Source organism: Bacteroides sp. MSK.20.82, assembly GCF_019052485.1.
Classification (GTDB): Bacteria; Bacteroidota; Bacteroidia; order Bacteroidales; family Bacteroidaceae; genus Bacteroides; species Bacteroides thetaiotaomicron.
Genome location: NZ_JAHQUN010000005.1, coordinates 91,195 through 116,964, shown reverse-complemented (window position 1 = coordinate 116,964; position 25,770 = coordinate 91,195). Strand labels below are relative to the sequence as shown.

Sequence of the window (25,770 nt, the reverse complement as noted above, 5' to 3'; positions counted from 1 at the left end):
ATGGAATTAATACTTAATACTTAAAACCTAATAATTAAAAAATATATGTTCGACTTTAGTATAGTAACAAACTGGATACATGAGCTGCTGCTCTCCGTTATGCCGGAGGGATGGGCCATCTTTATAGAGTGCGTAGCTGTCGGCGTGTGCATCGTTGCGCTATATGCTATTCTGGCTATCGTACTGATTTACATGGAACGTAAAGTCTGTGGTTTCTTCCAGTGCCGCCTCGGTCCGAACCGTGTCGGTAAATGGGGTTCTATTCAAGTGGTATGCGACGTACTCAAGATGCTGACCAAGGAGATTTTCACTCCAAAGGATGCCGACCGCTTCCTCTACAATCTGGCTCCATTCATGGTAATTATTGCCTCGTTCCTCACTTTCGCTTGTATTCCTTTTAATAAAGGAGCGGAAATTCTGAATTTTAATGTGGGCGTATTCTTCCTGCTGGCAGCTTCCAGCATCGGTGTGGTAGGTATTCTGCTTGCCGGTTGGGGTAGTAACAACAAGTTTTCGCTGATCGGTGCCATGCGAAGCGGCGCACAGATCATCAGTTATGAGTTGTCAGTGGGTATGAGCATCATGACGATGGTCGTACTGATGGGCACCATGCAGTTCTCCGAAATCGTAGAAGGACAGGCTGACGGATGGTTTATCTTCAAAGGACATATTCCTGCCGTTATCGCTTTCATCATCTATCTCATTGCCGGAAATGCAGAATGTAACCGTGGCCCGTTCGACCTTCCCGAAGCGGAAAGTGAATTGACGGCCGGATATCATACGGAATATTCCGGTATGCACTTCGGTTTCTTTTATCTGGCGGAATATCTGAATCTGTTTATCGTAGCCAGCGTGGCCGCTACCATCTTTTTGGGAGGCTGGATGCCATTGCATATCGTCGGCTTGGACGGATTCAACGCTGTTATGGACTATATTCCCGGCTTCATCTGGTTCTTTGCCAAGGCATTCTTCGTTGTATTCCTTTTAATGTGGATCAAATGGACTTTCCCACGCCTGCGTATCGACCAGATTCTGAATCTGGAATGGAAATATCTGGTTCCTATTTCTATGGTAAACCTATTATTAATGGCATGTTGTGTTGCCTTTGGCTTCCACTTCTAAAATAAGAATTATGGAATATAAAGATCAAAAATATACGTACTTGGGAGGACTGATACATGGTATCAGCACTCTGGCAACGGGTATGAAAACCAGTATCAAGGTATACTTCCGCAAAAAAGTAACCGAACAGTATCCTGAAAACCGGAAAGAGCTGAAAATGTTCGACCGGTTCCGTGGTACACTGGCAATGCCCCACAATGAGAATAACGAACACCGCTGTGTAGCCTGCGGATTGTGTCAGATAGCTTGTCCGAACGATACAATCACCGTAACCAGCGAAACGATCGAGACTGAAGACGGCAAGAAGAAGAAAATCCTGGCAAAATATGAATATGACCTCGGAGCTTGTATGTTCTGCCAACTGTGTGTCAACGCTTGTCCGCATGATGCCATCACGTTCGACCAGAACTTCGAACATGCCGTCTTTGACCGGACGAAGCTTGTCCTGCAACTGAATCATACCGGTAGTAAAGTAATTGAAAAGAAAAAAGAAGTTTAGATATGGGATCAACACTTGAAACAGTAGTATTCTACTTTTTGGCAGCATTTATTATTGCAATGTCCATCATGACGGTGACTACCCAACGTATTGTCCGCTCAGCCACCTATCTGCTCTTCGTGCTCTTCGGCACGGCTGGCATCTATTTCCTGCTGGGTTACACCTTTCTGGGGTCTGTCCAGATTATGGTTTATGCCGGTGGTATCGTCGTCCTTTATGTATTCTCCATCCTGCTGACCAGTGGAGAAGGTGACCGCGCCGAGAAACTGAAACGAAGCAGGTTTCTGGCAGGACTCTTTACGATGGTTGCCGGTTTAGCGATTATCTTGTTTATCACCCTGAAGCATAACTTCCTGCAAACGACCAACCTGGTTCCGCTGGAAATAAACATCCACACCATTGGTAATGCTTTATTAAGCAGTGACAAATATGGTTATATATTGCCTTTCGAAGCAATCAGTATTTTATTGCTGGCTTGTATCATCGGTGGTATCATGATCGCCCGAAAAAGATAAATAAGTAAGTATTAACTATTAAGTATCAGGTATTAGGCTGCGCAATGAACCGCAAGGAATTAATACTTATTACTTAAAACCTAATAATTTCAGATATGATACACATGGAATATTATCTGGTAGTTTCTACCATCATGATGTTTGCAGGAATCTATGGGTTCTTTACCCGCCGTAATACGCTGGCTATCCTGATTTCTGTAGAGTTAATGCTGAACGCCACGGACATCAACTTCGCCGTGTTCAACCGTTTTCTCTTTCCGGGAGGCATGGAAGGCTATTTCTTTGCACTCTTTTCCATCGCCATTTCGGCTGCGGAAACGGCTATAGCTATCGCCATCATGATTAACATTTACCGCAACCTCCGAAGCATTCAAGTCCGCAATCTGGACGATCTGAAGTGGTAGTGCCAAAGCGGCACGACCCAATTTCCATTCGGATGGATATCGTGATAAATATGAACAATAATAAAACAAGTAATTAAAATAAACTGTATGGAACTAACAATTCTAATACTCCTTCTTCCCTTCCTCTCCTTCCTCATTCTGGGAATCGGAGGAAAATGGATGTCTCATCGGACAGCGGGTGCTATCGGTACGCTGATACTGGGAGCAGTAGCAGTACTATCGTACGTTACGGCTTTCCAATATTTCTCCGCCCCTCGTTTGGAAGACGGAACATTTGCCACATTGATACCTTATAATTTTACGTGGCTTCCTTTCACCGAGACTTTACGATTTGATCTGGGCATTCTGCTAGATCCTATATCCGTGATGATGCTGATTGTCATTTCTACCGTGTCACTGATGGTGCATATCTACTCCTTCGGCTACATGAAAGGTGAGACGGGCTTTCAACGTTATTACGCTTTCCTGTCCCTGTTTACGATGTCTATGCTGGGACTGGTTGTTGCCACAAACATTTTCCAGATGTATCTTTTCTGGGAACTGGTGGGTGTCAGTTCTTATCTGCTGATCGGTTTTTACTATACAAAGCCTGCTGCCATTGCCGCTTCCAAGAAAGCGTTCATTGTCACCCGCTTTGCAGACTTAGGCTTCCTTATCGGTATTCTGATTTACGGATACTACGGTGGCACATTCGGCTTCACACCGGATACGGTATCATTGATCAGTGGCGGCGCTTCCATGCTTCCATTGGCTTTGGGACTGATGTTTATCGGTGGCGCCGGAAAGAGTGCCATGTTCCCGTTGCATATCTGGCTGCCCGATGCCATGGAAGGTCCTACTCCTGTCAGTGCCTTGATCCATGCGGCTACGATGGTAGTTGCCGGCGTTTATCTGGTAGCGCGTATGTTCCCGCTTTTCATTGCTTATGCACCGGACACCTTACATATGATTGCCTGGGTAGGTGCTTTCACCGCCTTTTATGCAGCAAGCGTGGCTTGCGTACAATCGGATATCAAACGTGTGCTGGCCTTCTCGACCATTTCACAGATTGGTTTTATGATGGTAGCACTGGGCGTTTGTACTTCTATGGACCCGCACCACGGAGGACTGGGATATATGGCTTCCATGTTCCACCTCTTCACACACGCCATGTTTAAGGCATTACTCTTCTTGGGTGCCGGCAGCATTATCCATGCAGTACATTCCAACGAAATGTCAGCCATGGGAGGACTACGCAAATACATGCCTATTACTCACTGGACATTCCTGATTGCCTGTCTCGCCATTGCCGGTATTCCTCCGTTCTCCGGTTTCTTCTCAAAAGATGAGATTTTGGCTGCCTGCTTCCAATATAGCCCTGCAATGGGTTGGGTGATGACAGTAATCGCCGCAATGACCGCCTTCTATATGTTCCGCCTCTACTACGGCATCTTCTGGGGGGCCGAGCCGCCCCGGGCAAGCTCCCATTCGGATCATAGCACACCGCACGGAAACTTGGAAGCGGCACCTTGTCGCCCGCATGAGAGTCCGTTGGCTATGACTTTTCCGTTGATATTTCTGGCGGTTGTTACCTGCCTTGCAGGATTCATTCCTTTCGGACATTTTATCAGTTCGAATGGAGAGTCTTACTCTATTCACCTCGATCTGTCGGTAGCTGTCACAAGCGTTGTAATTGCGATTATTTCTATCGGGATTGCCACATGGATGTATAAGAATGCCAAACAGCCTGTTGCCAATGCACTTGCCAAACGGTTCAATGGATTGTGGACAGCTGCTTATCATCGTTTTTATATTGATGATATATACCAGTTTATTACGCATAAGATCATCTTCCGTTGCATTTCGACTCCTATCGCATGGTTCGACCGTCATGTAGTGGATGGATTCTTTAATTTCCTGGCATGGGCTACGAATACGACAAGCGACGAGATACGTGGTTTTCAAAGCGGTCAGGTACAGCAATACGCATACGTGTTCCTTTGCGGAGCGCTGGCGCTTATCCTGCTGTTAGTTCTATAGCAAGTATTAACTATCAGGTATTAGATATTAAGCTGCGCAACAAGTCGCTGCGAATTAATACTTAAAACTTAATAATTCAATTATGAATTTTTTATCAATCTTCGTACTCATCCCCTTACTGATGCTTGCCGGACTTTGGGCAGCACGGGGAATCAAAGCGATTCGGGGGGTTATGGTTACCGGCGCATCGGCACTTCTGATTGCCTCCGTCGTACTTACCTTTATGTATTTGGGAGAACGCAGTGCCGGCAACACGGCAGAAATGCTATTCCGTGCGGATACACTCTGGTATGCACCGCTTCACATCTCCTACTCGGTAGGCGTTGACGGTATTTCGGTAGCCATGTTGTTATTGTCTGCCGTTATTGTATTCACAGGTACTTTCGCCTCCTGGCGTCTGCAGCCTCTGACAAAAGAATATTTCCTTTGGTTCACACTGTTGTCTATGGGAGTCTTCGGATTCTTTATATCCATCGACTTATTCACCATGTTCATGTTCTACGAAATCGCGCTGATTCCTATGTACCTGCTGATCGGTGTATGGGGTTCGGGACGTAAAGAATATGCAGCCATGAAGCTGACCCTTATGCTGATGGGCGGTTCCGCTTTCCTGCTGATCGGTATTCTCGGAATCTATTTCGGTTCGGGAGCTACCACCATGAACCTGCTGGAAATAGCACAGCTACATAATATTCCTTTTGCACAGCAATGTATCTGGTTCCCGCTTACCTTCCTCGGGTTCGGTGTGCTGGGTGCTCTTTTCCCGTTCCACACATGGAGTCCCGATGGTCACGCTTCCGCCCCGACAGCTGTATCCATGCTTCACGCCGGAGTACTGATGAAACTGGGAGGTTACGGATGTTTCCGTATCGCCATGTATCTGATGCCGGAAGCCGCTAACGAACTTTCATGGATATTCCTGATACTGACAGGTATCTCCGTTGTTTACGGAGCATTCTCCGCTTGCGTACAGACAGACTTGAAATACATCAACGCTTACTCTTCCGTTTCTCACTGCGGACTGGTACTTTTCGCCATTCTGATGCTGAATCAGACTGCTGCGACAGGAGCCATTCTTCAGATGCTTTCCCACGGATTGATGACAGCCTTGTTCTTTGCCCTGATCGGTATGATTTATGGACGTACACACACACGTGATGTCCGCGAGCTTACCGGATTAATGAAAGTAATGCCGTTCCTCAGCGTATGTTATGTGATTGCCGGTCTTGCCAATCTCGGTTTGCCGGGATTAAGCGGGTTCATTGCCGAAATGACTATCTTCGTAGGTTCTTTCCAGAACAACGACGTATTCCACCGTACACTGACCATTATCGCTTGTTCATCCATCGTGATCACGGCAGTCTATATCCTGCGTCTGGTAGGCAAGATTCTGTACGGTACCTGCACCAACAAACATCATCTTGCGCTGACAGACGCAACCTGGGATGAACGGGTAGCTGTTATCTGCCTCATCGTTTGTGTAGCCGGACTGGGTATGGCTCCTTTCTGGGTAAGCCACATGATTGGTGAAAGTGTACTCCCTGTAGTCTCACAACTCATCCCATAACCTTTATTTTTTAATCTTTAATTCTTAATTTATAAAGATGGATTATTCACAATTTCTACATATGCGGGAAGAACTGTCGCTCGTAGCAGTTTTACTATTGCTGTTCCTTGCCGATCTCTTCATGAGTCCGGACGCACACAAACAAAAAGGGACGAGACCCGTTTTGAACACCATGCTGCCAGTTATCCTGATGGCCATCCATACAGCGATCAATCTGGTTCCAGGCACAGCTGCCGACATTTTTGGCGGTATGTATCACTATGTACCCATGCACACGGTTGTCAAATCAATCCTGAACATAGGCACGCTGATTGTTTTCCTGATGGCACACGAATGGATGAAACGCGACGATACTTCATTCAAGCAAGGTGAGTTCTATGTACTTACACTCTCCACCCTGTTCGGTATGTATCTCATGATTTCCGCCGGACACTTCCTGATGTTCTTCATCGGACTGGAGACAGCTTCCATCCCGATGGCAGCCTTGATCGCTTTCGACAAATACCGCCATAACTCCGCTGAAGCCGGTGCCAAGTATATCCTTACCGCACTTTTCTCCAGCGCACTGTTACTGTTTGGTCTGTCAATGATTTACGGTTCCGCAGGAACACTGTATTTCGATGATCTTCCTGCTCATATCGATGGAAATCCGTTGCAAATCATGGCTTTTGTATTCTTCTTTACCGGTATGGCGTTCAAGCTCTCTCTGGTTCCGTTCCATTTATGGACGGCAGACGTTTACGAAGGTGCACCGAGTACGGTTACCGCCTATCTGAGTGTTATCTCCAAAGGTTCGGCAGCATTTGTGCTGATGGCAATTCTGATCAAAGTATTCGCACCGATGATACATGACTGGCAAGAAGTACTTTACTGGGTGACTATCGCTTCTATCACCATCGCCAATATATTCGCTATCCGCCAGCAGAATCTGAAGCGTCTGATGGCGTTCTCCAGTATTTCGCAGGCAGGATATATCATGCTGGGTGTAATCGGAGGAACGGCACAGGGAATGACCGCCATGGTATATTACATACTTGTATATGCCGCTGCCAATCTCGGAGTATTTGCCGTCATCACTATCATAGCATTACGCAGTCAGAAGTTTACCCTCGAAGATTATGCGGGACTCTACAAAACGAACCCGAAAATGGCTTTTCTGATGACTATTTCGCTGTTCTCACTGGCAGGTATTCCTCCGTTTGCCGGATTCTTCTCGAAGTTCTTTATTTTCATGGCAGCTTTCGAAGCGGGCTTCCACTTGCTGGTATTCATTGCACTGGTTAATACCGTGATTTCATTGTACTACTATCTGCTGATTGTAAAAGCAATGTATATCATGCCTTCCGATAACCCGATTCCGACTTTCCGCAGCGACCGCTGTACAAAGTGGGGACTGGCGCTCTGCACACTGGGCATCATCGGACTGGGTATTGCAAGTATCGTATATCAGTCTATCGATAAACTATCATTCGGAATATAAGAAACCGACTCTTTGGGGCTGACTTTTTAGTCAGCCCCATCATTCTTGTCTATTCTTCCGACATCACCACAAAACAGGGAAGGCTAAACCAAAAACGCGAACCCTTTCCCGGTTCGGATTCCACCCCTATCTTTCCGCCCATTTGTTCCACAATACTTTGGCAGATGGAGAGCCCCAGGCCCGTGCCGTGTACAAAGGAGTTCAACTTCACAAAACGTTCAAAAATATGTGCCTGACTCTCTGCGTCAATACCAACTCCCGTATCTTGTACATAGAACTCCAGTTCTTCTCCTTTCTGCTTATATCCCACACGGATACTTCCCTCCGAGGTAAACTTAATCGCATTGTTCACAAAATTGGAGATTACCTGGTGCAGTCGGTTACGGTCACTAATAATGCGGCATTCCGCAAGATGCGGATCGAACATCAGTTCGACATTCTCCTTCACCTTCATTTGCATGGAGCGGACAATATCTTCACAGAGCATATTCACGTCTACATCTCCGTTGGTAAACTCAAATGTACCCGCTTCAATCTTAGACAGGTCGAGTATATCCGAAATCAGTTGTAAAAGCAGGTCATTGTTCTCCTTCACAATCTGAATATACTCCCGTCGTTCCTCTATATTTTCCGTATCGACGAGCAAGTCGGAGAAGCCGACGATGGCATTCAGAGGAGTACGTATTTCGTGGCTCATGTTAGCAAGGAAAGCACTTTTGAGACGGTCCATCATTTCGGCTTTGTCACGTGCCAGGATCAATTCTTTCTCCGTCTCCTTCAGTTCGGTAATATCATAGTTGATACCGATGATTTCCACTTCGTTTTCCTCCGGATTGTATGTCGTAACGACTACATTCATACGTATCCAGTTCCATTCATTCTTCTTGCCGGGACGGTAGATTCGCATTTCTCCCTGAAAGTGCTTCCGGTTTCCTTTTCTGACCTCCCGATAGAAATCAAAAATACGTTCACGGTCTTCGGGATGCATATTACGATAGACTCCCACCACGTCCGCCAATGGAGTATCCTCTTCTTCACCTAAATTTTTATACCATTGTTTAATGGCATATCCCTTCCGGTTCAGCAGATTCAACTTGGCATATCCCACCTTTGCATAATCCGATATGAGCAGGAAGAAATTCTCAAAATCACGAATACGGTTCATCGCATCAATCTGCTCCGTATTATCAATGCTAATCAGGATATAGCCGTTAAAGTTTCCTTCGTTATCATAGAGCTTGCTGACTTTCGTATATATATCTATCGTATCCCGACGATCGGGGTGATAATAACCTTCTGCCCGTTCAAAAGAGTAATTCAGACGGAAGTCTACCAAATCTTCATCCCGCACACGGTCACGGATATGCTGCGGTACGTTCGGATTCTCAAAGAAGTTGACTCCTATCACATCCTGTTTATTTTCTACACCGAATATTTCCAGATCCTTATTATTCAGGTCAATCAGGAATCCATCCTTATCATAGATTTCCACTCCTGCCGGGATATTGGCAAAGATACTCTTAAAAAGCTTCTCACTACGGTCCAGTGCCCTATTGGTCTTCACGGCCTCCGTGGAATCTGTAAACAGACCTACCACTTCATCTTTTTCCGGAGAATAAACTATCCAATGGGTATAAAGCTCTGTCTGCGGGAAAAAGATATCCTTTTCCCTGTATGAATTGTTATCCAGCACTTCTTTCAGAAAGAGGAGCTGTGAAGAAAAATCCGGATATATTTCAGAGGCCAAGACTCCTATATACGTTTCGGCAGGTCGGGCAAAGAAGCGGGAACAGGCCTTGTTGACATCCGTTATCTTATAATCAAGAAGCTGACCGTTTTCATCACGGACGACAGACATCCGTATATAACCTAACGGCATAAAATGGAACAGATTGCTTAAAAAAGACTGTTCGCGGACAACACGATCTTTGGCCTTGCGCAATTCGATGCAAATACTGATGATATTCGCCAATGAAGAGAACCATTGAAAATCCTCATTGCTCCATTCACGATACGATTCGACCAGATCTATACCCATAAATCCCCATACACGGTCACCTGCCATCAAAGGAGCGACCATCAACGAACAAATACCTTGAGCGTCAAGGAATTTATATTCATTCTCCGCTTCTTCGGGCAACTGTTTCAAGGAAGTCAGTATGATGGGTTTGCCAGATAGAATCTGCTCACACCACCATCGGGTTTCATTAACCGGAATGGACTGCTGCTTGTTTTTCTCTTTGGAAACACCTTCCGAAACGACTTCATACGTGCAACTATGATGCGTATAGTCTTCGTTATACTCAAAGATATACACACGACCGCCTTGATAGAGGCTCAGCACGTCATTCAATATCTCCATAATACAAGAATCTACATCGTCATCATGGAGGAAGCGAAGCAAAGACTGTGATATATAGTTTTGCCGGCGTAACAGGTCGTTTACACGCCGGAGGGTATTTTTCTGTTCCACTTCTTTAGGCGCCTCAACACGCTGGATGACGCCAAAAGATTTGTCACCTCCATTGGTTCCGGTACCTTTCTCACGAAGAGCCAGACGGGTATGCAGCCAAACTTCACCATTTTTTAAACAGATGGGAAAGGTTTGTTCATAAAAGTCTTTATGGATATTTGCATTGGCCCGAAATTCCTGTACTATCTGTTCGCGGTAATCCTCACGTATCAAATTCTGGAAATCCATGAAAGAGATGGTATCTCCTTCCAGTCCCAAAAGATCACAAAGAAAATCAGAGCAGACATAATGCCCAGCCAAAAAGTCCGCTTCCCACCATCCTATCTGAGCCAAAGAAGACATTTTACAGTATCGCTCGTAGTTTGTTTGCATAAGTGATTGATCGTATAATAATGAATAGCAAATATACGAAAAAGAAAATCAGCGAAACATATAATATCTGAAATAATTCATAATAGAAGAGAGAGGATAGTAGCAGGGATAGCCAGGGAGGTAAAAGCGTAATAAACGCATCTCATTATTATATGATTTGGCACGGATTACGCGGATTACACGGTTTTAGTAAATCATAACCGTGCAATTCGTGCAATCCGTGCCCGAAAAGTAATACCTACTGTGAAAAAGAACCGTTGGCTACTTCATCAGAATGCTGATAAATTATAGCCTGTCCAGCCGAACAGAGAAGCGTCTGCACCTGTATTGTCTGCCGATTCGACAAATGTATTCAGTTCGCCGTTCTGCTTCAATCCTGTGAGACTTAATGTACTTGTGATGTTAATGCTGGATTCTATGTTTCCTGCACCTTTGCTGTCTTTCATATCAACCAGGTCGATAGCACCACCCGTACCCTTAACCAATGCATTGGTGATGGTAGCTTTTGCTCCGCGACGAATCTTGATTACATCCTGCATACGGTCTACGTTATCGGCAGTGTTGGCAGCATTATTCACGATAGTCATGTTTTCCACCTTAAAGTCAGACTGACGCAGGTGATCCGGATACAGACCGTCCATGTTACCGTCGGCTTCGATGCCGCGGGGATCGGCTTCCGTACTTGTGTAGTCGCTTTCCCAAACGCCATAGCAGTTCTTCAACGTACCGCAATAGCCTTGTGTGAAGTCGAACATATCGTCATCCGGATTAACAGCCAGCAGATTGGTCACATTTACTGTTCCACCAAAGAACTCGATTGCATCATCGGCACTTTCCAGTACGTAGATATTTTCAATCTTTGTTCCGTTGCCGACACCGTTCAAGGTCAGTCCGTTGTGTTCGATGTCTGCTGTGGAACGTGCACCTGCATAGCAGATTTTCACGTAAGTCAATGAACCGGAGTTGTCATCAGCTGCGCTGCCGCCGTATTTATAGTCATTGTTGATTTCCGTCAGTGCCGTATCGCTCTTGTCGGTCTTTGAACCGGAAATAGGTGCTTTACCATTGATGATCACGCCACCCCAATATCCAGATACCGGGCTGGTGGTATTTGCCGTAAAGACGATTGGTTTATCGGCCGTACCATCGGCATAGAGTTTACCTCCCTGCGCTACCAGCAGGTAACTGCTGAAACCTTCACGCGCCTTGATGGTAGTTCCGGCAGGGATATTCAGGCGACCGCCGTCGGCGATGATAACCGTTCCGTTCAGAATGTATTCTTTGGCATCCAGTGTCTGTTCACCGGTCAGTGTACCGGACAGGATATTTTCGCCTACCACGATAGAGCTACCTGTTCCTCCGCCATTTCCACCGTTACCGTTTCCATTGTCATCTCCGTCACTATCACTACTACACGCAGTGAATGTCAGTGCAGTTGCCATAGCGGCAAATGTCATAAAGTTTACAAACAATCTTTTCATTTTGCTTTAATAATTAGTTAAATAATCTTATTTCATTATCCGGTTTAAAATGTGCACGACACTCCCAGACTGATATTTATTCCTTTTTTATAATCGCTGAGTACTACCTTCTCTCCGCTTTCGTTGGCTTTGCGGCTCAACTTATAAGAGGGATTCAGCAGATTGCGGGCTTTCAGCGTAAGTGAGACATACTTGTTGAGTTTGGCTTGCGAAACGAAGTCAAGCGTCATCATTCCCTGCTCCATGATGTCTTGGTAGCCTTGCGTACCGATGGTATAAATCTTATCGCTGACATAGTTGAGTACCAATGTATTAATGAAGCTATGATTTCCTTTCGTGAAGTTGTGGGACAAGTCGAAATTGGCGATCCAGGGAGCGGCCCCTTCCAGTTGCGATCCGGTGGTAACCGTTGCCAGAGGCATTTTCGCATTTGTATAGATGTACGATCCGTTCAAGCCGAAAGAGAGCTTGTTCATTCCGTTTGCCGCACTGCTTAGCGGACGGACAAACAGATTCTTACGTACTTCTACTTCCACTCCGGCTACTGTTGCCTTATCGGCTATATTTTCATACGAAAGGTATCCTCCGGCACTTGCCACTTCAATGCGTGAGATCGGATTCTTGATGAGTTTATAAAAAGCTGTCAGAGAGATCAGTTCAGTGGGGGTAGGATTAAAGTCCCATTTCAAATCGACGTTATAGTTGTCCGAAGGCTTCAGGTTTGCATTTCCCTGACTGTTGAAATTCACACCTACGTAGCGATAAGGAGAAATTTCCTTAGCTTGCGGCAGCGTATATGTTTTGCTCGCTCCGAGACGCAAGGAGTGTTTTTCACTCAGATTGTATTTCAGATTCAGACTCGGGAGAAAGAAATCCTTTTGAATCGTGTTGCTTCCTTCCGATCCGCCTTTATTCACATTGTAGTCTACCTGAATATCCACATTGTCATACTTCATTCCTACATTTACAATCCAACGGGGAGTAAACTGGTAGGTGGCTTCCGCATAAGCGGAATGGATATTCTTGGTGACCGAATACTTATCAATGTTCTTCTGAACGGCAAACCGTCCGGAAGAGAGATTCTGCTGATTATAATAATCGTCGAGTGAGAAATTATCCAATGAGGGGATGGAAGAAGCGTGTCCTACTGTGAGGTTGTATTCAGTCGCCTTGAAATTGTCGTCTACAAATCGGCCTGTATAGCCCAAGCGTATATTAGAGATTTCTTCTACGTTATCTTTCAGACGGTAGATGAGTCCTGCCTTTACGTTGATGTCATCTTCGTCCAAAGTGGAGAAATACCGTTGCTGGGAGTTGCCTCTGAGTAAGGTATATCCTTCTTCCGCTTTGGTTATGTTGTTAATTCGGCGGTCGGGTTCATTGCCTTTCACGATATTATAAGAAGCACCGGCATCCAGACTCAATGTTTTGGTCAGTCCCCAGTTAGTCATCAGCTGGTTAACGATTAGTAAGTTGTCATTCGCTTGCTGGCGACGGGTAAATCCCTGATTATCATAATCGTCACTGAAGATGGAGTTTTTACCGGTATAGTCTCCTACGGATTGCACATTGGCATGAATCATCATGAAGTTATAACTCATGTGGTGACGGTTCTGCATATCATAATCCACATTGGCCAGTGCCAGTTGGCTGATATTCTCAGTGTACTTCTTGCCTGTCATATCTTTGTAGATCGTACCGCTCGTCGTTGTGTTGCGGATAGTTTCATCCGTAAATTGATAATCAGTGGTATGTCCGGCAGTGAGAAAGAAAGAGAGCGGATTCCTGTCTTTTCCTATATGAAACCGCTTTCCGCCGGAAATGCTATAACTCCGGTTTATCTGCAAGCTCTGCTTGGAGGGGTCCAGCTTATTCTTGAATCCCCAGTTGTTCTCATCGGCGGGTTCTGTTGTAGTGGCGAAGCCCAGAAGGTTTACTCCGTCCTGTTTCAGAAAGTCGGCTGTCACAGTCTGCGTGTTCAGTCCTCCGGAAAGGCCGATATTCAGGTTTCCGCTGCCAATCAGTTCTTTGGAAACAATGTCGATTGTCGCACCGCCGACATCACTGATACCTCCTGCATTAAATGCCTTATTGACGCCAACAGACTGGATAATATCCGTGCCGAAGAAGTCGAGAGAGATATTCTTATATTCCGGATCTTCCGAAGGAACGGCAAATCCGTTAAAGGTAGTCGCATTATAGCGGTCGCCCAGTCCACGGACGAAAACATTCTTCACTCCATCCTGTTTGGAGACTCCCGCCACTTTGGTTACAGCCCCTTCCGCATCGGAAACACCTTTGCGTGAAAGCTCTTTGACGCTGACAGCCTGCACGGCAATGACCGCCTTCTGCTGTTCGAGCAATAACATATTCTCATTTTCACGATTCTTCTTTGCTACCACCACAACGTCCGAAAGTTCGTGCGCATCTGTCTCCAACTCCAGATTCAGAATCGCCAGTTTTCCGTTTTCTACACGGACCTTACGACGTACTTCCGTTTTATATCCTACATATTTAATCTCTATATCATACAAACCTTCCAAAACACCGGTACTGTTCAATTCAAAATTACCGTCCATATCGGTCACGGCTCCGGCAGGAGTTCCTACCAACCGTATCGTTGCTCCAATCAAAGGCTCTTTGGAAAGTTTATCTTTCACAGCACCTTTAATCTTAATATTGGCAGCCAATGCGGGAAGAACACACAACAAACAAAAGAAGGCTGCAACTGAAAATCTTAAAAGAAATAGTTTTTTCATCGAACTTCGCTCTACGTTTTTATTACGTCGGCAAAGGTAGACCCAAGAGATTACAATATGAATACGAATCAGATACAATGGTTTGAAATAGCCGTTTCAGGTTTGTTACATCGTGTTACAAACTTGTTATCAATGACTTACCACACTGTTTCAATCCGCTTACCAATGAGGTTTAGTCCTCTTCTACGTAAGATTTAATCCGCATATCAAAAGAATTTATCTCCCGTCATGCACAGAATTAATCGTCTGACTATAGTTAAACTTGCGTCTGACAGTTGTTGTTTTTTCGTCTGACAGTTGTCAGACGAAAAAACAACAACTGTCAGACGATTAGTTTTGTACCTAACGGAGAATAGATGTCACCCCCCCCGAAGAATAAATCTTAGGAAACAAGACTCTAAATTCAACACGATTCTAAGCTAATTATTAGTCAGCCCTAATAGAGAAACAGACTAGTAAAGTATGCGAGGAGACAGAGAAATTAGATCAGTTTCTTTTTCTTCCGGTAGTTCTCGCGAAACTCCTTCGGAGAACAATCTTTTTTCTTCTTAAAGATACGATTAAAATTAGACAGGTTATTGAATCCGCACTCATAACAGATTTCTGCGATAGACATCGTAGAATCTACCAGCAACCGCGAAGCGAATCCCAGTCGGATATCAATAATATAATCGGAAAGGTTCTTCCCCGTACGCAACTTAAAGAAACGGCTGAATGACACATCAGTCATCCCGACCATGCTTGCCAACTGTCCCAATCGGATTTCTTCCTGATAATGGAGATTGATATATTCCTGCACCTTCTGTACCCGGCGGCTATCGGAATGAACATCAATCTTGGCAAAAGAAGAACTGGACAGTGTCCGGGCCTCTTCCTCAAAGAGAGAAAGTTCATACAGGATCGTCATAAACTTGATCACCGCATAGAACCCTTGTTTCTCGGAAGCAAGCGTATCCAGCAACGGATATATCTTAAGTATGGCGGACATCGGGAAACAAAGTCCTTTCTGAGCTTTATCCAGCATCCGGCGGATAGAGTCGAACTGGTTCTTATTGATAAAGCTCTTGAAGAACAGGTCGGAAGAGAATTGGATGGTGATCTCCCGTATCTCTTTGGAGCGGCATTCATTCTGTTCCCATACGTGTTCCAAGTCTTTGCCCGTAATCAGAACCAGATCATAATCTCCTATCACTTCGGAGGAATCTCCCACTACACGCCTGACTCCGGCGGCCTTTTCCGTAAAGTTCAGTTCAAATTCAGAATGGTTATGAATCGGATAGGTAAACTCCGTCTTATAACGTTCTGCAATATAGAAACAGTCTTTGTCGGACAAAGGTGTAATTTCACGGATAATCTGATTGGGTATAGGTGTGTTCATAATCAATAATGGTTAACAGTATGTATCGTTCTTAAAATATATAGTATTCTATCTTTTAAATCAGTGTTCTATCTTCACTCCTATCCGTCGCAGGTCTTCACCCGACGGATTCTGAAAGACGCGCAGGCCGAACTCCGGAATGATGGCAAGTACATGGTCGAACACGTCTGCCTGTATGCCTTCGTAAGCAACCCATACTTTGTTGGCAGAAAAGAAATAAAGTTCCAGCGGAATGCCGGTTTCTGTAGGCTGAAGCTGGCGTACCATACAGGTCATATCCTGATTAACAGTGGGCAGGCTTCGCAAATAATTGGTCAGATAGGCACGAAAAACTCCCAGATTGGTCTGCCTCCGCCCGTTCACCAACACGGAATTATCAATATCATGCTCCTTATTATATTCTTCTACCACTTTCTCCGTTTCATCTACGTAATTTGCCAGCAACTGTATCTTGCGATATTTTTCCAGCATTTCGGGAGTACAAAAGCGCACGCTTGTCATATCGATATTAATGGAACGCTTCACCCGGCGTCCGCCGGACTCCTGCATTCCCTGCCAGTTCTGAAAAGAATCGCTGATCAGCAGGTAAGGAGGAATGGTCGTAATCGTATTATCGAAATTACGCACCTTCACGGTATTCAGCGTTACTTCTATCACTGTGCCGTCCGCACCATATTTCGGCATGGTGATCCAGTCGCCCACCTTCAGCATATTGTTGGCAGAAAGCTGAATACCGGATACAAATCCCATGATACTATCTTTGAAAACCAACATCAGAATAGCGGCAGACGCTCCCAATCCGGTCAGCAAGACCATCGGGCTCTGATTGATCAGAATGCTTATAATAATAATGGCTCCTATAAAGAAAAGAATCACTTGCGCCGTCTGCAAAAGTCCTTTCAACGGTTTGTCCCGATACTGCTCCCGCTCACTGTAGACTTGATAGACAGCCGTAAACAAAGCGCTGATGAAACGAAGAAAAACAGCAATGATATATATCAGACAGAGACGCCGCAGAAAATCGAGCAAATCAGAATCCGCATGCTCGGGGAATGCGATAGGAATGGCGATATAAATCAGGATAGGCGCTACCATCCGGCTGACATTCACCATCACTTTATGGTTGAATACAATGTCGTCCCAGGTAGCTTTGGTCTGCTTCACCAACTTGGCTACCACCCGTAAAATGATTTTACGGCAGATTATGTTAGCCAACAAGGCTATTCCGATAATAAACAGCAATACGATCAGATTATCTATTTTGTCCGCCCATACTTCATCCACACCTGCCGAGAGCAACGTACGGTTGACCTCCTGCATCACGACATTGCCAACATTCTCCGTATCTCCATTTGCCAATGCCACACTCACTGTATCAATCACTTCTTTCATAAAATAGTATCTCTTTTAGTTTATTCCCTTATTAGTTAGTTCCCTTTTATTCATTCTCCTTTGGCCAGATATTCCTGAATGTCCTGCCTCAGCCAGTCGTAGTGGAAGAGTCGCTTATAGGCGACGTTCTTCTTCAACATGATTTCGACATTCACCTGGCTGTTCTGATAACAAGTCAATTCATTCCTGAATTGTTCATTATGTTCCGCCAGTCGTTTGATTTCCTGTTCCCGTTCCCGGCGCAGGGCGGTACAGACGGGAATCAGAAGTTTCATCACGACATTATCCATCACGTGATGTCCCTGCATATATAAATAGGTGGTTTCGGGGACGAGTCCCAGTTCCTTTAATTCCGACCGCAATCCGTTCACTTGGTTGACAGAACCGGGGAAGCGTTTTTTCAGTTCAGCAAGTTTCTGATTAACTCGGTGTTGCAGTGCTTCCAGACTGTGTTCCGGATGTTTCAGACTGATCTCCCTCAAGGCAGTATAAGTATGGAAGTCGTACATCGGGAAAGTATACGTATCCCGTTGACGATAAAACCACACGTTCCACAGGAAAAGCGGGTATACGATTTCCGAATACCGTTTCAGATAAGCGTTGAAATCCAGTATAAAACGGTCGTTCAATGTGGCCTGCACACATACTTCGTGAAGACTTTCGGCAAAGCAGTGATAGTTTTCGATAGCGTATGTGTAGGTTTGGAATATGTACTTGTTCCGGTTGATCTTTCGGGAAGTGTTCGTGGCTCCCTGCAACAGGAAATCATAGTCACTGTCGACACAGGCAATCAGACTTCTGCCCAGTTCGGCGGTATTCAGCGTGTTCATGAGTACCATCTTCTTCCCCTTTGCCAATGAGGTGGCCGAAGGGAGCATCACTTGAAAATAATGCTCGTCATCTTCAAACTCTTCGAGTAATGTGCGCCAGAAAGCAACATCATCATAGCTCTCTACGTAAGCAATGATGCGCCGGCGAGCCTTTTTGGAATACAGCTTGTGGGCAGCATTGAAGTAAGAAGAAGTCAGATTATCGCGTAGTGAAGTTGCCATGTAGAAGTTGTCATTAACAATTAATAGTCGGGGGGAGTCTGAATCCGTCCGCTTCGGTGGAAATATCGCTCACCTCTGTCACTGCATCCAGCCAGCCCTCCATGATGACGGCAGGCGAATGGGTGGTCAGAATGATTTGCACATTGGGATTCAGTTCTCGGATCATTGAAATCAGTTTCTGTTGCCATTCGATGTGCAGGGAGGCTTCCGGTTCGTCCATGAAAAGGACACAGTGGCTGTTGTCCTGCACGAGCACTGTCAGCAGAATCACGAGCATTTGCTTTTCACCGGACGAGAGTTTGTATGGAAACAGCAATTCTCCGTCCTGATAGAAGGCTATGTCATTCCGACGGCGGTCTATCTTTTTGCGGGTGTAGCTGAAAAGTTCGTCAATCATATCCTGAAAACGACGTTTGGCAAGGGAGAGGGTGGCGGCTTTGCTGCGCTGTTCCTCGTCATTGCTGGAAAGCATTTCGATCATCTTATTGCCTATATTGACCTGATAATCGAGATAGCGGCGCTGCAACAGATACAGTTGCCAGTCCAGTTCGGACTTCACGTTCTTGTCTGCCATGCGTGCCGTGAAGTCACCCATAATCAAGGGGCGGTCGTAGCTGCGGATCACATCGTATGGGATATAAGTCGCTGCGGGATTATCAAAGAAGAGGTGTACTCCGTTCTTTGCGTCGCTTTTCATTTCACCGGAGAGCTGTATGTCGCCGGAAAGCTGTTCGAGGTATCCCACCGAACGGTTCAGAATAGTGGTCTTTCCCACTCCGTTGATGCCGGAAAGGATATTCACATCCGGACGCAAATCCCATTGTATATTAAAGCGGGCCCAGAGTCCTTTGATCTCGATCCGCCGGATATAGTCTGCCTGTTGTTCCATAATATTCAATTTTAATCAAGGCAAATATAAACAAATCATGCGACAAATTGGTTACCTTTGCAGCAGTTTTCAATAAAGGTAACAATTAAAAGGTATACACAGACTTATGGGCAATAACAAGAATCTGCACGGACATCTGTTTGCACTCACGGCAAACGTTATGTGGGGACTGATGTCTCCTATCGGCAAATCGGCACTTCAAGAGTTTTCAGCTATCTCCGTCACCACGTTTCGTATGGTAGGTGCGGCAGCGGCATTCTGGATACTTTCCATCTTCTGCAAACAGGAGCATGTGGACCACCGCGATATGCTGAAGATTTTCTTTGCTTCCCTCTTTGCTCTGGTTTTCAATCAGGGGATATTTATCTTCGGGCTTTCGATGACTTCGCCTATCGATGCTTCTATCGTAACGACTACTCTGCCGATAGTTACCATGATTGTGGCAGCCATCTATCTGAAAGAGCCGATTACGAACAAGAAAGTACTGGGTATTTTCGTGGGAGCTATGGGAGCGCTTATCCTTATTATGAGCAGTCAGGCAGCGAGTAGTGGTAACGGAAGTCTGATCGGCGACTTGCTTTGTCTGGTTGCGCAAATCAGTTTCTCCATCTATCTGACGGTGTTCAAGGGGCTGTCTCAGCGATATTCGGCAGTAACCATCAATAAATGGATGTTTATCTATGCTTCGATGTGTTATATTCCTTTCTCTTATCAAGATATTTCGGTCATTCAATGGACCAGCATTCCAATGGTTGCCATTTTGCAGGTATTGTATGTCGTACTGGGAGGAAGTTTCCTTGCTTATCTCTGCATCATGACAGCTCAGAAGTTACTTCGCCCTACAGTGGTAAGTATGTATAACTATATGCAGCCGATTGTGGCTACGATTGCAGCAATCCTCATGGGAATCGGGAGCTTCGGCTGGGAAAAAGGAATCGCCATTACACTTGTGTTTCTGGGTGTGTATATTGTGACGCAGAGTAAGTCTAAGGCGGATTTTGAGAAGGCGGGAAAGGAGTTGTAGGAGTTCCCTCATTCCGATTAAAATAAAGAAAAGCATCAATGGGGATGTGTCGAAACCCTCATAAATTTAGAAGGGGGGACACATTCCCATTGATACTTTTCTTCTATAGATTCAGCTATCTTTAGTTAGCCAGAATCGTTATCTCCGCACCGGACGCAAAATCCTGTCCATTCTGTTCGCTTAAAGCCGTGAAACGGATATAACGTGCCTTCACCGGTTTGTCAAACAAGACTCTCTTTTCTTTGGAGTCCCTTGCGAACGTTCCTTTATTAACAGGCTCTCCCCATTCTTTTCCATCCATGCTGACCTGAATAGAGTAATCCTTGATATTACCGTTTCCTCCATTCTGTCGTGGCAGGTAAGTAAAGCCTTTGATTTCCTTGACTTCACCGGCATCCAGATCTACCCAATGCGGGTATTTGGCAACTGTCACCGAATACATGGTATGCCAGATGGTATTCGGATCACCATCAGTCAGATGAGAAGCATCGCCTTCACCCGATTCCTGACTACTGGCGTATACGACTTGCGTCTGAATGCTTTCTATTTTCTCAAACTTCATCGTGCTGCTGATATCCTTACTATCCTTATACCATGCCTTGATCGTACCTCCGTTACGCATAGGGACAGGCTCTGTGTATTCCTGCACTTTCTTACTTCCGTCAATGCTATAACAAATGACAGCATCTTTCTTTGCCGAAGTCAATTCGACCATTCCGGCAGGGGTACGTGTGATAGACAGAGGAAGATCTCCCGCAGGGGCAACATTGGCAACGACACTCAGTTCCTTACCGGCAGGACGAATGATGAAGCCCATGCTGTGCTGATTGGCAAACACACGGTCGTGTACGAGAGGACCTCCCTGGCCACAACTGTTACCACCCAGACCGGTCACTGCACAATCCAAATGCAGATAGGTATCGCCTGCCTTCGGCAACTGATAAGGATGGGAAGCCAAAATCAAGTCGAGAGCCGAGTACTGAAGTGCCGAAGCCGAAAGACGGTCGGTAGCTACGAAGACAACTCCATTCCCTGCCTGATTGGTCAATGCACACCAGCGAACATCTTCGTGATTGCCCATATCCTGAGGTTTTGGGAAGTTTACGAACTCACCTGCTACGCTATTCGTATACTGTTCGATAAACTGTCCGCTCTTACGGTCGGCATAGTTATCTATCGGTCCGCGTCCATAGTAAGTGAAGTTACTGTATTGTTGTGGAACTTTCATCACATAACCCAAACGTGGCAGAACCAAACTTGAACGATTGGAAGTAATGCTGGACTGCAATTCGATAGAACCGTCCGGATACACTGTCCATATCTGGTTAGTGACAAATTTAAAGTCATTGCTACCGAATTTTCTGTCGGTCAGTTCTTCGATGCTATTCTTACCGGAGCTTGTACCACCCTTAATGCGTGCGGCATTCGGTGCCTGAGATTCTACCGTAAAACTCAATACCAAAGTGCCATTGCCTTTATTCAGTACTTTATATTCAGTTGCTTTATGAATCAGATTGTGCAAACCATGTTCGAACCAGGGGGCATAGAACCAGTTATCATTGTTTGTAAAAGCACGGAGAGCATCGAGCTTCGGACCGTTGCCATCGGCGATAACAGTCTCGTTGCCATACTTCAGACTGTAGATACTTCCGGTTTGCGGGTCAAATATGGCTTCAAAGTCAGCTCCCTTTATAAGGATGCGCTTCGTATCCTTGTCCAGTACGAATCCATCCTGTTTTGCTGCACCGGCAGTTACTTCACTGATGGACGGGCGGTCTGTAGCCTCCTTTATCAAAATCTGTTCTTCTGCCATCGGAAAGCCTTTGGCAGCCCAAGGTCTTTGATCTTTCAGTATAAACTGTAGTTTCATAAAGTACTCAGCATCTTTCTTAAGAGAGGCATGATCATACGGCAGAGTGATCTGTGCACGTTGGCGTGGAGCTATATTGATATCCATCGGTTTACCGGTCATTATCGGTTTACCGTCTTCATAAAGCGAATATACCAACTGGTAATCTTCCGCCAAGTTCTTAAAGTAGTACTTATTGAAGATCTCAAATACCCCCTTTTCTGTATCTATTGCCTTTACGCCGATGTGCTGATATACCTTTTTCACTTCATAGTACTGAGGCTTCGGTTCAAGGTCACCAAACACGATGCCGTTCATTACAAACTGACCATCATTGGGAGTATCGCCAAAGTCTCCACCGTAAGCCAGATAACGGACACCTGTCTTCGGGTCATAATTGTACATAGACTGGTCTACCCAATCCCAAATGGCACCTCCACAGAAGAAATTGGTCGACTCCATAGCTTCCCAGTAATCTATCAGATTACCGCAGGCATTCCCCATTGAATGGGCATATTCGGATATATGGAACGGATACTTGATATCATATTTCCCCTGCACGGCCCCACGTACCCAGCCGATAGACGGATATTGGTTGGAACCCATATCTACAATGTCATTATTACGCTCATATTGCACAGGACGGGAAGTATCAAACTTCTTCAAAGCATCATAAGCCGCCACAAAGTTCTTGCCCGGTCCGGCTTCATTGCCCAACGACCAGATAACGATAGAAGGATTGTTGACATTGGCACGCACCATTTCCATCACACGTGCCACGTGCGCATTTTTCCATTCCACCGGATGAGAGAGGGAGGCAGCACCATAATAATATTCGTGCGATTCTATATTCGCCTCATCTTCGAGATAAATACCGTATTTATTGCACAGGAAATACCAATACGGATCATCCGGATAATGTGAATTACGTACATGATTGATGTTGGCACGCTTCATCAACATAATCTCTTTCTCCATCATCTCACGGGTAATGGCGTGCCCTACTCCCGGATTGGATTCATGTCGGTTCACCCCTTTCAGTTTGACCGTCTTTCCGTTCACATAATAATAACGTCCGGCAAGTCCGAATTCATCTTCGGAAGCAGGAGTATCCTTAATCTCCACTTTGCGGAAACCGACAATGGTGGAAACCATTTCAACGGTTCTGTTCTTCTTATCCTTCAATTCGGCTACCAACGTGTAGCGATACGGAAATTCAGCCGACCACTTATTAGGAGCCTTTACCTTAAGAACAGTCTGAACACTACCGGTTTCATTCGGAGCGATTTTGTCGATCACAGGAGATAAGAATCCATCTACCAAGGTATTCTCATCAGAATACAGTTTGTTGGCATATAAAGAGTAATATACCTTGTAGTCTTTGATGGCTTTCTTATCCAGATTACGGATTTCGGCATTGACAGTCAGAGAACCGTCCGTATAAGTCGCATCCAAATCGGGTGTGGCAACCAAGTCACGGAAATGAACTTTGGGAACCGAGTACAAGGCAACCGTACGGAAGATGCCCGGCAGACGGAACATATCCTGCGCTTCGAGGAAGGAACCGTCCGAACTACGATACACTTCGGCGGCTACGGTGTTCTTGCCTTTCTGTAAATAGGGAGTGATATTGAAATTAGCGGTATTACGCGAATTCTTGGAAAAACCTACGTACTGACCGTTGATCCACAGATAGAAGAATGAATCGACACCATCGAAGCTGATAAAGACTTCGCGTCCGTCCCAGTCCTGCGGGATTTCGAAATCACGGCGGAAGGAACCTACTTCGTTCCGATCCTTGTAAGTAGTCCAGTTGGCAGGAGGAGTACGCATCACGCCTCCGCGCCAGTCATCCACCTTCACGCTGTGCTGGAAGATTACCGGTTGGTTGACGTAGATAGGCGTTCCGTACTTCTGGCTTCCGTCCTTTTGAATGCCATAAATATTCCAGCTTGAAGGCACGGGAATCGCATCCCATGAGCTGACATCATACTCAGTCTGATAGAAATCTTTGGGGCGGGAGTCGGGGTCGGGTGCCCAGTGAAACTTCCAGTCACCGTCAAGTGACTGCCAATACTTACTGTTTTCCGGCAATACCTTGCGGGCATTATCCAAATGCTGGAACGGAAAGAAATAAGCATGCGGCTGCTCTTTGTTGAGCGCCAAGTTTTCGGGAGATTCCCACTCTTTTCCTGTAGGAGCATTCACCGAACCATAGGTGAATCCTTCTAACGGTTGGTCTGCAAAGCTCTGTATTGACAAACTACAACACAAAAGCCCGGTTAATAAGGTTTTGTTCATTAGGTGTAAAGTTAACAATTGGTTATTAATTAGGGTATAGTTATCGGGGGTAAATGTTCGGTCGTTTTAATCCATCACTGTTTCTGCTTTATCATCGTTTTAATTCGTCAAAATAGGTATCCAGCAGGCTCTTAGCAGCGATAAACGAAGTAAGATTTCCCTGCAGCACTTGTTGTTCCTTCTCCTGAAGCATCGCTTCAATCCGAGGATTGTGATAGAAGCTATCACGGAGCTGTTCATTGATCGTTTCGTACATCCAGTACTTGCTCTGTTCATTACGGCGATAGTCAAAATAACCGTTCTTCTTCACGAAGTCGATATATTCATACACCATATCCCAGATTTCCTTCACGCCGATATTATAAAAACCGGAGTAAGTCAGCACCTTCGGAATCCATCCCGATTCGGGAGCCGGAAACAGATGCAGCGCATTACGGAACTGACTGGCAGCCAACTTGGCAGGTTCCAGATTATCTCCGTCGGCTTTGTTGATGACAATACCGTCCGCCATCTCCATGATTCCTCGTTTGATGCCTTGCAATTCATCTCCCGTACCTGCCAACTGAATCAGCAGGAAGAAATCCACCATAGAATGAACAGCCGTTTCGCTCTGTCCCACTCCGACGGTTTCCACAAAGATTTTATCGAATCCGGCAGCCTCACAGAGCACAATCGTTTCACGGGTCTTCCGGGCAACTCCTCCCAACGAACCAGCTGAGGGGCTGGGGCGGATAAACGATTGGGGATGTACGGAAAGTTGTTCCATACGTGTCTTGTCTCCCAGGATACTGCCTTTACTGCGCTCACTGCTCGGGTCGATAGCCAGCACCGCCAACTTACCGCCTTTTTCGAGCACATGCAGACCGAATACGTCAATCGAGGTACTCTTTCCCGCACCGGGCACTCCACTGATACCTACACGGATGGAATTGCCGGAATAAGGCAGACACTTCTCGATCACTTCCTGGGCGACAGCCTGATGTTCGGGCTTCACGCTCTCTACCAGTGTCACAGCCTGACTGAGAATAGTGACATCGCCTTTCACAATACCTTCTACAAATTCCGCTACCGAAAGCTGACGCTTTTTGGGCTTACGTTTCAAATAAGGATTCACGGATGAGGGCTGTTCGATGCCTTTATTGACAACGAGTCCTTTATATTCTTCGTTATTTTCAGGATGTTCCATGATAATAA

Annotated in this window: 17 protein-coding genes; 8 read left to right on the top strand and 9 right to left on the bottom strand. The window is 45.6% G+C overall.

Annotation, left to right across the window (positions count from 1 at the left end):
• Positions 1 to 45 precede the first annotated feature (45 nt).
• The 7 genes from nuoH (at position 46) to KTR07_RS07550 (ending at position 7,606) form a co-directional block, all read left to right on the top strand.
• Positions 46 to 1,122, top strand: coding sequence for an NADH-quinone oxidoreductase subunit NuoH (nuoH, locus tag KTR07_RS07580; protein ID WP_113748814.1), 1,077 nt, complete (start codon positions 46 to 48; stop codon positions 1,120 to 1,122).
• A 10-nt stretch (positions 1,123 to 1,132) separates the two neighbouring features.
• Complete coding sequence (locus tag KTR07_RS07575) at positions 1,133 to 1,621, top strand: 4Fe-4S binding protein (protein WP_008760948.1); 489 nt, start codon at positions 1,133 to 1,135, stop codon at positions 1,619 to 1,621.
• 2 nt (positions 1,622 to 1,623) lie between these two features.
• Positions 1,624 to 2,136 carry an NADH-quinone oxidoreductase subunit J gene (locus tag KTR07_RS07570; protein ID WP_008764300.1) on the top strand — a complete coding sequence of 171 codons (513 nt, stop codon included), beginning with the start codon at positions 1,624 to 1,626 and terminating at the stop codon, positions 2,134 to 2,136.
• Positions 2,137 to 2,231: 95 nt separating this feature from the next.
• A complete protein-coding gene (gene nuoK, locus KTR07_RS07565; RefSeq protein WP_007764713.1) occupies positions 2,232 to 2,540 on the top strand; it encodes an NADH-quinone oxidoreductase subunit NuoK in 309 nt (102 codons plus the stop codon).
• A gap of 87 nt (positions 2,541 to 2,627) precedes the next feature.
• Positions 2,628 to 4,559: an NADH-quinone oxidoreductase subunit L gene (gene nuoL / locus KTR07_RS07560; protein WP_113748816.1), complete on the top strand. Its 1,932-nt coding sequence runs from the start codon at positions 2,628 to 2,630 to the stop codon at positions 4,557 to 4,559.
• Positions 4,560 to 4,641: 82 nt separating this feature from the next.
• Complete coding sequence (locus KTR07_RS07555; RefSeq protein WP_008764298.1) at positions 4,642 to 6,126, top strand: NuoM family protein; 1,485 nt, start codon at positions 4,642 to 4,644, stop codon at positions 6,124 to 6,126.
• A 37-nt stretch (positions 6,127 to 6,163) separates the two neighbouring features.
• Positions 6,164 to 7,606, top strand: a complete 1,443-nt coding sequence (locus tag KTR07_RS07550; protein ID WP_113748817.1) for an NADH-quinone oxidoreductase subunit N — start codon at positions 6,164 to 6,166, stop codon at positions 7,604 to 7,606.
• 49 nt (positions 7,607 to 7,655) lie between these two features.
• Here the strand turns inward: KTR07_RS07550 and KTR07_RS07545 are convergent, their stop codons facing one another.
• The 7 genes from KTR07_RS07545 to KTR07_RS07515 form a co-directional block, all read right to left on the bottom strand.
• Positions 7,656 to 10,451, bottom strand: coding sequence for an ATP-binding protein (locus KTR07_RS07545; RefSeq protein ID WP_008764296.1), 2,796 nt, complete (start codon positions 10,449 to 10,451; stop codon positions 7,656 to 7,658).
• 269 nt (positions 10,452 to 10,720) lie between these two features.
• A complete protein-coding gene (locus tag KTR07_RS07540) occupies positions 10,721 to 11,932 on the bottom strand; it encodes a hypothetical protein (RefSeq protein ID WP_008764295.1) in 1,212 nt (403 codons plus the stop codon).
• Between the two features lie 44 nt (positions 11,933 to 11,976).
• A complete protein-coding gene (locus KTR07_RS07535; RefSeq protein ID WP_117981309.1) occupies positions 11,977 to 14,691 on the bottom strand; it encodes a TonB-dependent receptor in 2,715 nt (904 codons plus the stop codon).
• Positions 14,692 to 15,172: 481 nt separating this feature from the next.
• On the bottom strand, positions 15,173 to 16,069 hold the full coding sequence (locus KTR07_RS07530) for an AraC family transcriptional regulator (protein WP_008760939.1): 897 nt from the start codon (positions 16,067 to 16,069) through the stop codon (positions 15,173 to 15,175).
• 60 nt (positions 16,070 to 16,129) lie between these two features.
• On the bottom strand, positions 16,130 to 17,461 hold the full coding sequence (locus tag KTR07_RS07525; protein WP_008760938.1) for a mechanosensitive ion channel family protein: 1,332 nt from the start codon (positions 17,459 to 17,461) through the stop codon (positions 16,130 to 16,132).
• A gap of 50 nt (positions 17,462 to 17,511) precedes the next feature.
• Complete coding sequence (locus tag KTR07_RS07520) at positions 17,512 to 18,513, bottom strand: DUF4435 domain-containing protein (protein ID WP_008760937.1); 1,002 nt, start codon at positions 18,511 to 18,513, stop codon at positions 17,512 to 17,514.
• A 13-nt stretch (positions 18,514 to 18,526) separates the two neighbouring features.
• Positions 18,527 to 19,402: an AAA family ATPase gene (locus KTR07_RS07515; RefSeq protein WP_008764293.1), complete on the bottom strand. Its 876-nt coding sequence runs from the start codon at positions 19,400 to 19,402 to the stop codon at positions 18,527 to 18,529.
• 106 nt (positions 19,403 to 19,508) lie between these two features.
• Between KTR07_RS07515 and KTR07_RS07510 the strand changes: the two genes are divergently transcribed.
• Positions 19,509 to 20,426 (top strand): DMT family transporter, encoded by a 918-nt coding sequence (locus KTR07_RS07510; protein ID WP_008764292.1) that lies wholly within the window; start codon positions 19,509 to 19,511, stop codon positions 20,424 to 20,426.
• Between the two features lie 121 nt (positions 20,427 to 20,547).
• Here the strand turns inward: KTR07_RS07510 and KTR07_RS07505 are convergent, their stop codons facing one another.
• Together KTR07_RS07505 and meaB are read right to left on the bottom strand one after the other, a co-directional pair.
• Positions 20,548 to 24,576 (bottom strand): glycoside hydrolase family 2 TIM barrel-domain containing protein, encoded by a 4,029-nt coding sequence (locus KTR07_RS07505; protein WP_113748818.1) that lies wholly within the window; start codon positions 24,574 to 24,576, stop codon positions 20,548 to 20,550.
• A gap of 91 nt (positions 24,577 to 24,667) precedes the next feature.
• Positions 24,668 to 25,762 carry a methylmalonyl Co-A mutase-associated GTPase MeaB gene (meaB, locus tag KTR07_RS07500; RefSeq protein WP_008760933.1) on the bottom strand — a complete coding sequence of 365 codons (1,095 nt, stop codon included), beginning with the start codon at positions 25,760 to 25,762 and terminating at the stop codon, positions 24,668 to 24,670.
• Positions 25,763 to 25,770: the final 8 nt, after the last annotated feature.